We start from the raw sequence: 14,158 nt of genomic DNA on the forward strand, positions 1-14,158 counted from the left end.
GCAATGTTAAAAATCCGATTTGACCGCAGCTTAAAGGCATGGACAGGTCGATAGCAGGGGTTGCTGTTTCACTCAGACCAGGGGAGCCAGTACGCCAGCCGAAAATTCCGTCAGCGTTTGTGGCGCTATCGGATACGACAGAGTATGAGCCGTCGGGGAAATTGTTGGGATAATGCCCGGATGGAGCGCCTGTTCCGCAGCTTCAAAACGGAATGGCTGCCGTCAACCGGTTACATGACGGCACAAGAGGCACAACGGGACATCAGCCATTACCTGATGCACCGATATAACTGGATACGGCCACATCAGTTCAATCAAGGATTGGCACCAGCCGTCGCCGAAGAAAAACTTAACGTAGTGTCCGGAATGGGTTGACCACTACAGTTAAAACCGCTTCGAAGTAGCCATCGCTGGTCCACCGCGGAGGTGATTCAAGTATCCCAAAGAGACCTCATCAAACTCCTGTGGTGGAGCGGCGATGGCCTGTGCCTGCTGGCCAAGCGGCTTGAGCGTGGTCGCTTCATCTGGCCGCAGGCTACCAACGGTTCGGTGGCGTTGACGCAGGCGCAGCTGTCGATGCTGCTTGAAGGCATCGACTGGCGGCGGCCGGAACGGACCTGGAGACCAACGTCGGCCTTGTAAACGACACAAGGCTCACGTAAACTTGGCACATGCTCAGCCCAGCCGACCTGCCCAACGACATCGCCGCCTTGAAGGTGCTGCTGCTCGCTCAAAACGAGGTGGTTGAAGGGCTGCGCGAACAGCTGAACACGCGCGCCGTCGAGATCGAGCACCTCAAGCTGCAGATCGCCAAATTGCGGCGCATGCAGTTCGGCCGCAAATCGGAAAAGCTGGATCATCAAATCGAGCAGCTGGAGCTGCAACTGGAAGACCTGCAAGCCGACGAGGCCGAGGCGGCGCGCGAGATGCCGGCGGCCGACCAGGCGCCGCGAAAGAAGTCTGTGCGCCGGCCGTTGCCCGATCATTTGCCGCGAGACGAAAAGGTGTATGCGCCGCCGGCCGATGCTTGCCCGGCTTGTGGCGGCGGCCTGCGGCCGCTGGGCGAGGACGTGGCCGAGCAACTGGAGTTCGTGCCGGCCAGCTTCCGCGTGATCCGCCATGTTCGTCCGAAACTGGCGTGCTCCTGCTGCGACGCCATCGTCCAGGCGCCGGCGCCAAGCCGGCCGATTGAGCGCGGCATCGCCGGCCCCGGCCTGCTGGCGCATGTGCTGGTTGCGAAGTTCGCCGATCATCTGCCGCTGTACCGCCAGGCCGTCATTTACGCCCGCGAAGGCGTCGACCTCGATCGTGCGCTGCTGGCGGACTGGGTCGGCGCCGCTAGCGCATTGCTGCGTCCGTTGGTCGATGCCATTCGCCGCCACGTGCTGACGGCGTCGAAGCTGCATGCCGACGACACGCCGATCCCGGTGCTGGCGCCCGGCAATGGCAAAACCAAGACGGCCCGTCTGTGGACTTACGTGCGCGATGACCGGCCCGCCGGCGACACCACGCCAGCGGCGGTTTGGTTTGGCTACACGCCCGACCGCAAGGGCATCCATCCGCAAACCCACTTGGCCAAGTTCGAGGGCGTGCTGCAAGCCGATGCCTACGCTGGCTTCAACGCTTTGTTCGAAGACGGCACGATCCAGGAAGCGGCTTGCTGGGCGCACGCGCGGCGCAAATTCCACGACCTGCACGCGGCGCGCGCGACGCCGCTGACCACCGAGGCGCTGCGCCGGATCGCCGAGCTCTATGTGATCGAGGCCGAGATCCGGGGCAAGCCGCCCGACGAACGACGACAAGTTCGGCAAGCCCGCTCGCGCCCGCTGCTCGAGGACTTGGAGCACTGGCTGCGCTCCACGCTCGATACGCTGTCGCGCAAGTCCGACACGGCGGCGGCGATCCTGTACGCGCTCAAGCTCTGGCCGGCGCTGCTGCGCTACTGCGACGACGGCGCCATCGAGATTGACAACTCGGCGGTCGAACGCGCCTTGCGTGGTGTCGCCATTGGTCGGCGCAACTATCTGTTCGCCGGCGCCGACAGCGGCGGCGAACGGGCCGCCGCGATCTACTCGTTGATCGGCACGGCCAAGCTGAACGGTGTCGCACCCGAAACCTGGTTGCGTCACGTGCTGACGCATATCACCGATCATCCCGTCAACCGGGTTGATGACTTCTTGCCTTGGAACTGCAAGCTGCCAGCAGCCCTTTGAGATCACGCCGCTTCCCAGCGGTGTTGTGACTTTCTGAAATAAACGCGACGAAGGGTATTGCGGCACAGGGCTAGGCCAACTTGATTTTGCTAAAAGCTGCGACTAATCCAAAGGGATAACGAAATGGCTGCGAACGACGTCGTCCCTGAACTGACAACTTCCGTAACGCCACCAGCAGAGGCAGGGAGCGGCTGGTTCCGCCCCAGGCTGGGTGAAAATTCCAAATCTCAAAATATTCGTGGGTAGGGTTACCATTCCCGCCACCGAGAAAACGGGGTAGCGCTCGTTTTGAGAGGCCGATTTTTGAAGAACCAGAATTTTTCTGCGTTTCCACACAGCCTGGCCTCAAAGCAGAAGTTCAGCTTGGCGGCAGAGGTCTCCCTAAGCGCACCCTCCCCACACTGTCATTTTCGAAATGTTGAGTGATGAGGAATCCATATATACCTAGAGATCGGAGAATGTAGTGTAGGACGGGAGCGATTCGCATAGCAAAACTAATATGCGGTTTACTTGCACACAGGACACAGATATAGTCTAGGCAACAAATTAGTGCGGACCTGATTGGAGCATTTAGGCATGAACTCATCTTATACCCGTCCCATCAGGCCTGTAATCCTTGTCGTGGACGACACGCCGGATAATCTTCTGTTGATGGCCAACTTGCTCAAGGATAGTTATACGGTCAAAGCAGCGAATAACGGCGAGAAAGCACTGCGCATCGCGCGCGATGCACCGCCGCCCGACCTCATCCTGCTTGACATCATGATGCCTGGGATGACCGGCCACGAAGTGGCGCAGGCACTGCAGGGCGACCCGGCCACGCGCGACATACCCATCATCTTCTTGACCGCTATGGCCTCCAGCGAGGACGAGACGCACGGTCTGGAGCTGGGCGCGGCCGATTACATCACCAAACCGATCAGCCCGCCCGTGGTGCTGGCGCGCGTACGCACCCAACTCAAGGTCAAAGACGCGGCTGACTTCCTGCGCGACAAGAACGAGTACCTGGAACAGGAAGTCCAGCGCCGCACGCGCGAGCTGGGCGCGATCCAGGATGTCACGATCCACGCCATGGCCTCGCTGGCCGAGACGCGTGACAACGAGACCGGCAACCACATCCGCCGCACCCAGCACTACGTCAAGGTGCTGGCCGAACATCTGAGCGAGCATCCGCGCTTCCGCGCTTTCCTCGACCCCGACACCATCAAGCTCTTGTTCAAGTCGGCGCCGTTGCACGACATCGGCAAGATCGGCATCCCCGACCGCATCTTGCTCAAGCCTGGCCGCTTCGAACCCGAGGAATTCGAGATCATGAAGACCCACACCACGCTCGGGCGCGACGCCATCGCCCACGCCGAGCAACAACTGGGCATGGATGTCTACTTCCTGCGCCTGGCTAAGGAGATCGCCTACTCACACCAGGAAAAATGGGACGGTAGCGGCTACCCCGAAGGCCTGGCCGGCGATGCCATCCCGATTTCGGCGCGCCTGATGGCGCTGGCCGACGTCTACGACGCCCTGATCAGCCGCCGCGTCTACAAGGAAGGCATGTCGCATGAAAAAGCGGTTCAGATCATCGTCGAGGGGCGCGGCTCGCACTTCGATCCCGACGTCTGCGACGCCTTCCTGGCCAATCTGCAGGTGTTCCAGCAGATCGCCGCGCGCTACGCCGACAGCGACCACGACATGGCCAAGCAGGCCGCCGCCATCGCGCACACCCTGCCTGCAAAGTGAGCACCGGCATGCGTTCGCCCCTGGCCTATGTTGAACGGCTGCGCCTGCGCCAGAAGCTGGCGGCCGGTTTCTGCGCGGTGCTGTTGCTGGCCTTGGCGCTGGGCGTGCAAAGCCTGCGCACCCAGGACCAGCTAAGCGGCGACATGCAGCACCTGCTCAGCGAGGGCATGATCGGCATCGTGCAAGTCAAGGAAGCCCGCATCCAGCTCACCCGCTTCGAGCTAATGCTGCACAAGGTGGCCAACGCCCCGGACCCTGTTGCCGTCGACGAGGCGCTGGAACAGCTCGACAAGGCGCGCGAGCAGTTGCATTTCGCTGCCGGCGAGGCCCGCGCCACGTTGCTGCGTACCGACAATCAGCAACGCTATGCCATCTTCGAAACCATGCTGGCGCGCGCCGAACGCATCGCCGACGAGGCCATGGAGCTGACGCGCGAGAATCGCAATGCCGAGGCCAACGCCTTGCTCAACAGCGAACGCTTCCAGCAGGCCATGCGCACGGCCGACCTGCAGATGGCCGAGATCGCCGCCGTCAAGGACTCCAACGCCCGCAGCACCATTTACCATATCCGCCAGTTCGCGCTCACCAGCAGCACCCTCACCTACGCCCTGCTGATCGGCGGCCTGGCGGTGGCGCTGCTATGCGCCTGGTGGATCAGCCTGTCGATCAGGCGCCCGGTCAACCGCCTGCGCGAGGCGGTCGATGCGCTGGCCGCCGGCCAGCTCGACAGCGTGATCCCGCACACCGACTACCAGAACGAAACCGGCGACCTGGCCCGCGCCATCGCCAAGCTGCAGGTCGAATCGCGCCAGCTCGACATGCAGCGCTGGATCAAGTCGCAGGAAGCCTCGATCCAGGCCGAACTGCAGCAGGCGGCCAGCCTGGACCAGGCCGCGCAGCGCCTGTTGACGCTACTCGCGCCGCTGGTGCAGGCTGGCCAGGGCGCGCTCTACCTGCTTGACGAAGACGCCGCCGCACTGCGCCTGGCCGCCAGCTACGCCACCGATCCGGACCATCCGCCGGCGCCGCAACTGGCGCTGGGTAGCGGCCTGCTGGGCCAGTGCGCGCAGGACCGCCAGCCGCTCCGGCTCGACGCCCTGCCGGACGACTACGCGCAGATTCTCTCGCAGCTGGGGCGGTCGCGCCCACGCCACCTGCAGGTACTGCCACTGCTGCACGGCGAGCGCCTGATGGGCGTGCTGGAGCTGGCCGGCTTCGACGCTCCCAGCGAATCGGGTCGCGTGCTGATGGACGAGCTGCTGCCCAAGCTGGCGATGTCGCTGGAAATCAAGGCGCGCAGCCACGCGGTGCAGACCATGGCCGCCGAACTCGAAGCGCAGCAGGTGGCGCTGAAAGCCACCGAGGCCTGGTATCGCGGCATCATCGAGGCGGCACCCGACGGCATGCTGGTGATCGACGCCCAGGGCCTGATCATGATGACCAACCCGCAGCTCGACCAGCTGTTCGGCTACCAGGCCGGCGAGCTGGCCGGCCTGCCGATCGAAGTCCTGGTGCCGCCGGAGGCGCACGGGCGCCACGTCGGCTCGCGCGACGGCTTCATCGCGCACGGTACTGCGCGCCAGATGGGCACGGTCGGCGCCGACCTGCACGGCATGCGCAAGGACGGCAGCCGCTTCTCGGTCGAGATCGGCCTGTCGCGGCTACCGGCCATCGCCGAGCGCGGCGTGTGCGTGTGCGCCTCGGTGCGCGACATCAGCGACCGCAAGCTGGCCGAGGCCGAAGTGCTGCGCGCCAAGGAGATCGCCGAGGACGCCACCCGCGCCAAGAGTGACTTCCTGGCCAATATGAGCCACGAAATCCGCACGCCGATGAACGCCATCATCGGCATGAGCCACCTGGCGCTGCGCACCGATCTCGACAAAAAACAGCGCAACTACATCGAGAAGGTGCACCGCTCGGCCGAGAACCTGCTGGGCATCATCAACGACATCCTCGACTTCTCCAAGATCGAAGCGGGCAAGATGAGCATCGAGCAGGCGCCGTTCCGGCTGGAGGACGTGCTGGAAAACTTCGCCAACATGATCGGCCTGAAGGCCGAGGACAAGGGCCTGGAACTGTTGTTCGCCACTCCGGCCGACCTCCCCACGGCGCTGGTGGGAGATTCGCTACGGCTGGGCCAGGTGCTGGTCAACCTCGGCAACAACGCCGCCAAGTTCACCGAGCGCGGCGAGATCGTGGTCGGGGTCGAGCTGGCGGCCGAGGCCGGGGAACAGGTCGAGCTGCACTTCTGGGTGCGCGACAGCGGCATCGGCATGACGCTCGAACAGTGCGAGCGCCTGTTCCAGTCCTTCAGCCAGGCCGACAGCTCAACCACGCGCAAGTACGGCGGCACCGGGCTGGGCCTGGCCATCTCCAAGAAGCTGGTGGAGCTGATGGATGGCCGGATCTGGGTCGAGAGCATGCCGGGCGAGGGCTCGACCTTCCACTTCAGCGCCCGTTTCGGACGCCAGACCGAGGTGCAGCCGCGCCGCATGTTCCACGCCGACGAGCTGCTCGGCCTGCGCGTGCTGGTGGTCGACGACAACGCCAGCGCGCGCGAAATCTTGTCGACCATGGCGCGCAGTTTCGGCTTGGAGGTGGACCTCGCCGACAGCGGCCACAGCGCGCTGCGCACCATGGTCGAGGCTGAGCGCAAAAGCCTGCCCTACGACTTGGTGCTACTGGACTGGCGCATGCCGGGCATGGACGGCGTCGAAACGCTGCAGCGCATGCAGAGCGGCGCCGTGACTCACATCCCTTCTGTCATTATGGTGACTGCCTTCGGCCGGGACGACGCTCAGGAAGCGGCGGCGCTCCAGCAGGTGGCGCTGCCAGCCGTGCTGACCAAGCCAGTCACCCCGTCGACGCTGCTCGAAGCAATCGGCGAGGTACTGGGCAAGGGCGTGGTGGCCGAAACGCGCCAGGCAGAGCGACAGGACCGCAGCGCGGCCGACCAGGCCCGCATGGCCGGCGCCCGCCTGCTGCTGGCCGAGGACAACGATATGAACCAGGAGCTAGCGCGCGAGCTGCTTGAAAGCGCTGGCATCGTGCTCACCATCGTAGGCGATGGGCAACAGGCGCTGGACCTACTGGCTCAAGCCGGGCCCGTCGCCTTCGACGGCGTGCTGATGGACTGCCAGATGCCAGTGATGGATGGCTACGAAGCCACCCGCCGCCTGCGCGCCCAACCCCGCTACGCTCAGCTGCCGATCATCGCCATGACCGCCAACGCCATGGCCGGCGACCGCGAAATGGCGTTGACTGCCGGCATGAATGACCACATCTCCAAGCCGCTGAACGTCACCGCCATGTTCGCCACCATGAGCAAGTGGATCCGCCCGGCGCAGTCGGCATTAGCAGCGCCCCCAGCGGGGCAGCCAGATTCCGCAGGCAAAGTGGTTGCGGCCCTACCTGCCGAACTCCCCGGTATCGACCAGCGCGCCGGCCTGGCGACCAGCATGGGCCGGCAGGACCTTTACCTGCGCATGCTGGTGCGCTTCCGCGACGGCCACGCTAGACTGCGGGGGGAATTTGAGGCTGCGCGGCAAAGCGATGACCCCACAGCGGCGGCGCGGGTAGCCCACACCTTGCGCGGCACCGCCGGCAACGTCGGTGCCAAAGGCGTGGCGGCGACAGCTACCGCACTGGAACTGGCATGCAAAGCTGGTGTAGCCGAAGCCGAACTGGCTGTGCTGCTGACGGCGGTCGAAAACGAACTGGCGCCGGTGCTGCTCGGCCTGGCGGCACTGGGCAACTATACTGCAGCGGCAGAGAACACCCGGGCCGGGGCCATCGCAGCGGCTCCCGCCCTGCCGCCGGACGCGGCCGCCACACTTGCCCAGCTGCGCAAGCTGCTGGCCGACAGCGACACCGCCGCGCTGGATGTGCTGGAGACATTGGAATCGCAAGCCGCCGGCCACCCGCTGGCGCGACAGCTGCGCAAAGTCAGCCAGGCAATTGAACGCTTCGACTTCGACGCTGCGCTGGAAGCGCTTGATGCCGTGGTGCAGCCAGCCTGACAAGCAAGGCCGCCGCGCGATTCGCCTTAGGCCGGGGGCGGCACCGACGGCAGGCTGACAATCAGGGTGGTGGTCTGGAGCTCGTCATCGACGGCGAAGGCCACGTCGCCGTATTGCGCGCGCGCCAGCAGGCGTGCCGAATACGTGCCCAGGCCGGTGCCGCCGGACTTACCGTCGGTGACGAACTTGTCAAAGAAGCGTTCGCGTATCGGTTCCGGGATCACACCCTTGTTGACTATCTCGATGCGCAACGGGCTTCCGGCGTACAGCGTGGCAATGACACGGGTGCGCTCTGGCGCTGCCTCGCAGGCGTTCTTGATCAGATTATTCAGCAGCGAATAGGTCAGCATGGCATCGCCCAGTGCCAGCGGGGCGTCGATGCCGACATCGAAATCGGTGTCGACCGCCAACACCAGCTGCTTACCCGCGTAAGTGGCACGTGCCGTCTCAACCACCCGCCGCAACATGTCGCTGATGGGCAGCGGCGCTGCATGGAGCACGTATTTTCCCGTCTCGATCTTGTACAGCTCGGTGGACAGGTTGACCATGTCGGTCACCTGCAGCATGGCCTGCTCGGCCAGCCGCAAATTCTCAAGCTGTCGGCGGTCCATGTCGGCGGCGTCGATCAGCGACTGCACTATGCCGATGGCGCCGGCTAGCGGTCCCTTGAGGTCGTGCCGCGTCATGGCCTCGACGTCATCGCGCAGGCGGGCGATGGCGAGCATGTTGTCGTAATCGGCTTGCAGGTGGCGGCGCAGCTCGACGTAACGCATGAAGTTGTCGACCCGCAGCTTCAGCTGGGCCGGGTCGATTGGCTTGGTAATGAAGTCCACCGCACCCAACTCCATGCCTTGCAGGCGCGCGGCGTCGTCGGTAAGGGCGGTGACGAAGATGATGGGTACATTTTCTGCGCTGGGATGCTCGCGCATGCGGCGCGCCACTTCAAAACCGTCCATGGCGGGCATCATCACGTCCAGCAGCACTAGGTCTGGCGGCGTGTCGCCACAGCACAAGGCCAGTGCTTTCTCGCCGTTGTGCGCTGCCTTGATGCGGTAGCGGCCCTTGAACACATTGGCCAGCACGTACAAGTTGTCAGCGGTGTCGTCGACCAGGAGCAATGTCGGAGGCAACGGTTCCCTTGATTGTAAATGGACCGCCACCGGTGGCTTGACGATCACATCGTCCACGGGTGTGGCGGCCTGCGGCGCGTCGATGTTCGTTTCCTTATCCGGCGCCGGTGCTGCAACCTGATGCGCCATCGCCCGCTTGATGCTGGTGGCCAGCCGGCCCGCCGTGTAGGGTTTGACTAGCAGGTCGCTGACACCGCTGCTGATGGCCGTTTCGATGCGGCTGCGCTCGGCCTCGGCGGTGATCATAATGAACGGCATGTGCACATGGCGCGGACTGGAACGAATCATCTGCAGTAGGGCGATGCCGGTCAACGCCGGCATATTCCAGTCGGAGATCACCAAATCATAACGCTTGCGCTCAATCATGCGCCAAGCTTCAGAGCCATCGGCTGCGAGATCCACCGATCCGTAGCCAAGCGAGGCCAGTTGGCCAGCCGTGACCTTGCGCATTGTTTCAACATCATCAACCACCAGTATTCTCAGCACTTGTGCCATGTCTCCCCCATGTGAGGCCTGCTACGTGGGGTAGCACACCGTTTCATTTATTATGCGGCATTTTTTTATCGATTTGAAACGAAAGCATTTCAAGCCGTCAAGGTCGGCTTCTGGCCCAGGCTGTATAAAAACGTCAATCGCTGTGACGCCATCATCGATCAAATCCCGCAACTAGCCAAGACGTCACTGGGCAGACGCTTACGCTTCGCCGAATGGTCGAACGTGTTCGGCGACGCCAAGATGACCACGGCGCTGCTGGACCGGCTGACCCACCATTGCCACATCGTGGAGACCGGTAACGAGTCGTACCGCTTCCAGCACAGCAGCATGGCGGCGAAGGGCAGGATCAAGGCGCGGGAACAGAAGCGCAAAGCGGACAAGGCAGACCCGAACGCCGCTGGGGAGGATGAAAGCGAGTAAAAACGAATAATGAACTAAATCGTTTATATCGTTAAATAAAGCGCGAAAGCGGAAGTGGAATTCGTTCCGGGCTTCGCCCTCCACGAATTCACTTTCCATATTTTTGGTACACTTATCCACAGCTACCACTCAAAAAAGCAGCACCCCGCCCTGGGTCAAATTTGGATCGGCGCGGTGGGTCAATTTTAGGTCGGCGCCAACAAGCCGGCAAGCTGCCCGACGACGGCATGCTGCGATACCTGTCGCCGCTGGGCTGGGAGCACATCAACCTGACCGGCGATTACGTTTGGCGGCAGAGCAGGAACGTTGAAGATGGAAAATTCCGGCCGCTTCGGACTGGCGAAAATCCTTAACGTACTATTTTTTCCGAATTCTGTGGGCATCCCAGGAGTGTCTACGATGGTCGTGGCGATTTACACCACGCCATTTGCATGCGGCTGCTTACTGGGCTTTTGGGTGCCTTGGGTAGCCGTGCTTGAGCAACTCTGAGAAGCTAGGTTGGTTGTGCTCCTTCAAAAACTTTAGTGCCTGTTGGATCGAAGGGACATGCTGCCCAGATGCTGCCTGTCCCCATCCGTCTACTATATACAAATTGGGACTACCATTTGGACGCAGTTTGCTATCAACAAACTCGAACTCTTCCACTTGATGCAAATGAGGCCCAGCATACCCGGCATTGTCGATCACCCAAGAAAACTGCAGATACTTCTTTCCGCCCCGAGTTATAACCGAGAAATCGTTGGCGAACGTAGTGCTTTCCGTCGTTCCTGAAATCGCATCCTGCATTACGGCGGTGGTCTTGTATGCGCTATATGGGCCCAGAAGCTCGATCAAAAACCCAGGAATATCACGGGGGTACGGGGTGCGAGCAAGCAGCTGTCCGAGTGGACTATAGATTAAAACATTTACCTGGCCGTCGGGGTGCAGGCTATATATTTGGTTCGTAAGGGTCAGCACTATCTCGCTAACACCGTCCCCGTCCAAATCAACGACCTGATTGTCAACCGCAGTCGATAAGAAAAAGTCTGCTAAGGGAAACGTTGGTGGATATTCCTTGAATCGCTGGTCTTTCGCTTGATGGTAAATTTCTAAGGTTTTTTTAGGCTGCCTATCAAGCAAAATCGTTACAACATCCGATTTATTAGCAGTTGGATCAGGGTTCTGTTCCCATTCTGCCACCGTCCGTCGGTTTGCCTTCAACTCGACTGCAACAGGTTTTTCGAGTTCCTCATATACAGCCATCTTCTCGGCAAGAGGCTTAAACGCATCTTGGAAAAGGCCTGCGCCAAGGCCTATAACGGACAGGACAGCAAGCGTAGCAGTCACGGGCTGCCATACATGATGACGGCAGAACAAAAAACGAGTTGAATTCTGGCACCGCTTAAATTTTTTGGTCTTCCCACAACATTGCATAGCTATCTAACCCTCATCAAGGAATGAACTGTCGACCTGGGAAAGCATTGTACACAACGAATATTTCTAATAGATAACGATGGAAGTAACAGTGCTGCCGGTCATATAATTGGCACCAATGTCGCGTCAGATGGTTACTCGACTAGTCCGCGTGTTCCACTATCTCGAGATATGGACGCCACCCGCGGAATTTCTTCGATTGCTGGTGAGCCAGAGGCAGCGGGCATAGGCGTAGTTCTTCAGGAAGTACTCATCCATTTCCGACAGGTTGTAGGCGGAAATTGACCCACTTTCCCCACGAATTTTCAAGGGAATCTGACTCACGTGAGTAGCACAATTCCACCTGTCTTATCGGAAGGAGATCGGAGTGATTAGCGTGGCACTACTCGGTATCCTCCGGTTGCATAGTGAACATCCTGAATACGAATGAATTTTACAACCTATTTGTAGTGGACCTTAGTTAAAAGACCGATTACTATTCACGGGTCGCTATGCGGCATTGCTTAAGTTTTATTCATTTCTCCACTACCTCTTGCAGCTCGCCTCTTGACCAAGTCGTCTACTTGGACTGACCCCGAACAGTTCGTCTTGCAGTATGTGTATGGCGATGTCCGCCCACCCCATTCCTCTGTACAGACATGCACCGAGTGACGGCGAAACATAAATTGCATCAGACCGCTATTGTCACTTGCTAGCCACAACCTTCACCTGTTTTCTACTGCCTGAATTTTGCTGTCGGCTGACTTCGCTCTCAGACATGGTCGTGTCTCAGGGGGAGAACGTGTGCTGATGTGCCAGAGCGTGAAGTTGCACAATGATCTCGGCAATTAGAGAAAAAATGTAAACAACTGCGTGAAAAAAGGCTATTTGTTGACATTTTTTTGTCTATGATTTCGCAGGAGCCTTTAGTGTAGAGGCTTACAAGGCTGTTTACACTTTTTGTTGCGCATAACCATTTTGATCGGAACACATCATGTCATCAGCAATGCCCTGCACATCCTTGATGTGCAGGGCATTTTTCTTTGGCGCGGCACAAGCGCGCACGTCCAGCGCACAGGCCGAAGCGCACTATTGTTTGAGGGAGCCAAAACCGCTGTCGATACAGTTTACTGCCCGGTGGTGACAAAACGAGAGAATGTCGTAGATGAAAGCTTATAAAATAATCTACGCCGCCCTTTGCCGGTGGCCGGAAGCGTGCATTTTTTGCGGTTCCGAGCGCAGGTCCATCACTCAAGGAGAAACTTATGATTAGTAACACTCAAGTGGTTCATGGTACCGGGTCTTTCAATACCTCTGGCTATTCCCTGAAACGCGCCAGCCGCGATATCGCTCCTGCCAGCAATGTCGCCGTTGCCGCACTGGATATTGCCGCGCTGGAAAACAGCCGCATGCACGGCGCCGCTCCGAAATGCTCGCGCAACAACCTCGAGTGCATCGTTGGCCCGAGCACCGTACTGTCGTCGATGTAATCACTGACTGTGCCCAAGGTGGTGCTAGGCCTAGCCCACCTTGGGCTTTATCCGAGGGAAGCTCAATGAATCGAGAATTAATTGTAGTAACGACCCATGGAACATCCAGTTTTGACATCGGCGAAGACGAGCGCGTGCTCGATGCCCTGGCGCGCAATCATGTGCCCTGGACGGCGGTGGCGACCTATCTGCGCGACCCATCCGGCGCCTATACCCTTTTTCCCTGCCTGAGTGAAACTGGCAGTTCGATTCCGCCGGACCGGCAAGTCTTTGCATTTTTTCAAAGAAATATTGATCCTTTTCTGCACACCAACAACACCTTGCAGGTTTCCCCGCCAGCCAACAATGAAGAAGCCGTTGCTGAATATATCTACGCCAACGGCGCGGCAAAGGGTGGCCCGAATATCCTGAAACGCCTCTCGTCGAACGAGTGCAAGCTGGCCGTGCGCGATGCCGTGGCACAAACGCTGCGCGACACCCTGTCGCCTGGCGACAAGCTGGTGGTCGGCGTGAGTGGCGGAGGCGACAGCAATGCCCTGCTGTATGCCCTGTCGCAATTTGACGAGTTCCCGATTGACATCCATCCGGTCATTATCGAAGGACCGGGCGAGTGGAATTCCGGCGTTCCGCGCGCGCGCGAGCTGGCGCAGGCCTACAATCTGCCGCTGACCGTGGTATCGGAAGAAGAATCGAAAGCGATACTCGGCGCCAGTGCTGGCGGCCTGGGCATCACCGACCGTTTTGCCCGGGAATTTCCCGACGATGACTTCGAATTCCTCGGCACCCTGATCATCCGGCGCGTACTGACGAGCGTGGCCAAATCGCTGGACGCGAAATTCATCGCCACCGGCCTGAATTTCGAAGACTTGCTGGGCGAGATGTTCGCGATCATGGCGACCGAGCGCCGGTTGTTGCCGCTGCCGGCCCGCCCGATCGGCGATGTCACCCTGGTCTATCCCCTGTGGATGACGCCCAAGAAAATCATCGACGGCTGCTTCCCCAAATATTCGTTCTCGAATTACGCCGACCGTTATCCGGGCTATGCGGAGGGGCGCAACGCGTATTATTCGATGGCGTACTGGATGGCGTCGGCATTTCCCGGCCTGCCCGAGAAAATGTTGCGCTGGGCGGCAAAGGAAGGTTCTGCCGGGGAGACGGTGTTCCCTGTGGATGAGGTGCTGGGCTATGAGACGCTCGAGCCCGTGAACTGGGCACTGAGGGAGCGCTTCCTCAGGATGTTGCGCACCACCGCCTAGCCTGCCGGA

At 60.4% G+C, this 14,158-nt stretch carries 9 protein-coding genes and 1 pseudogene; 8 read left to right on the forward strand and 2 right to left on the reverse strand.

The genetic code is table 11. The features are described 5' to 3' along the window. Nucleotides 1-57: 57 nt before the first annotated feature. The 5 genes and pseudogenes from CSQ91_RS27365 to CSQ91_RS27385 form a co-directional block, all read left to right on the forward strand. A pseudogene (locus tag CSQ91_RS27365) lies at nucleotides 58-375 on the forward strand (integrase core domain-containing protein); the annotation flags it as partial. A 51-nt stretch (nucleotides 376-426) separates the two neighbouring features. After that, on the forward strand, nucleotides 427-642 hold the full coding sequence (tnpB, locus tag CSQ91_RS27370) for an IS66 family insertion sequence element accessory protein TnpB (protein WP_099390156.1): 216 nt from the start codon (nucleotides 427-429) through the stop codon (nucleotides 640-642). Between the two features lie 29 nt (nucleotides 643-671). After that, nucleotides 672-2,213: an IS66 family transposase gene (gene tnpC, locus CSQ91_RS27375; RefSeq protein WP_099390157.1), complete on the forward strand. Its 1,542-nt coding sequence runs from the start codon at nucleotides 672-674 to the stop codon at nucleotides 2,211-2,213. A 576-nt stretch (nucleotides 2,214-2,789) separates the two neighbouring features. Then, the gene (locus CSQ91_RS27380) at nucleotides 2,790-3,947 is read left to right on the forward strand and encodes a response regulator (protein ID WP_099390158.1); all 1,158 of its coding nucleotides are present in this window, start codon (nucleotides 2,790-2,792) and stop codon (nucleotides 3,945-3,947) included. Nucleotides 3,948-3,955: 8 nt separating this feature from the next. Continuing rightward, a complete protein-coding gene (locus tag CSQ91_RS27385; protein WP_099390210.1) occupies nucleotides 3,956-7,966 on the forward strand; it encodes a response regulator in 4,011 nt (1,336 codons plus the stop codon). Between the two features lie 26 nt (nucleotides 7,967-7,992). Here the strand turns inward: CSQ91_RS27385 and CSQ91_RS27390 are convergent, their stop codons facing one another. After that, complete coding sequence (locus CSQ91_RS27390; protein ID WP_099390159.1) at nucleotides 7,993-9,591, reverse strand: ATP-binding response regulator; 1,599 nt, start codon at nucleotides 9,589-9,591, stop codon at nucleotides 7,993-7,995. 150 nt (nucleotides 9,592-9,741) lie between these two features. Here CSQ91_RS27390 and CSQ91_RS27395 point away from each other — a divergent pair, with 150 nt between their 5' ends. Next, nucleotides 9,742-10,011: an ATP-binding protein gene (locus CSQ91_RS27395; protein WP_257217502.1), complete on the forward strand. Its 270-nt coding sequence runs from the start codon at nucleotides 9,742-9,744 to the stop codon at nucleotides 10,009-10,011. Between the two features lie 441 nt (nucleotides 10,012-10,452). Here CSQ91_RS27395 and CSQ91_RS27405 read toward each other — a convergent pair whose 3' ends face one another. Next, nucleotides 10,453-11,337: a hypothetical protein gene (locus CSQ91_RS27405; protein WP_099390161.1), complete on the reverse strand. Its 885-nt coding sequence runs from the start codon at nucleotides 11,335-11,337 to the stop codon at nucleotides 10,453-10,455. A 1,331-nt stretch (nucleotides 11,338-12,668) separates the two neighbouring features. On the opposite strand from CSQ91_RS27405, the gene CSQ91_RS27410 reads away from it, so the two are divergent. Then, nucleotides 12,669-12,893: a hypothetical protein gene (locus CSQ91_RS27410; RefSeq protein WP_131688859.1), complete on the forward strand. Its 225-nt coding sequence runs from the start codon at nucleotides 12,669-12,671 to the stop codon at nucleotides 12,891-12,893. Between the two features lie 65 nt (nucleotides 12,894-12,958). Then, on the forward strand, nucleotides 12,959-14,149 hold the full coding sequence (locus CSQ91_RS27415; protein ID WP_139144537.1) for a hypothetical protein: 1,191 nt from the start codon (nucleotides 12,959-12,961) through the stop codon (nucleotides 14,147-14,149). Nucleotides 14,150-14,158 lie beyond the last annotated feature (9 nt).

Source organism: Janthinobacterium sp. BJB301, from assembly GCF_002735685.1.
Lineage (GTDB): Bacteria > Pseudomonadota > Gammaproteobacteria > Burkholderiales > Burkholderiaceae_D > Janthinobacterium > Janthinobacterium lividum.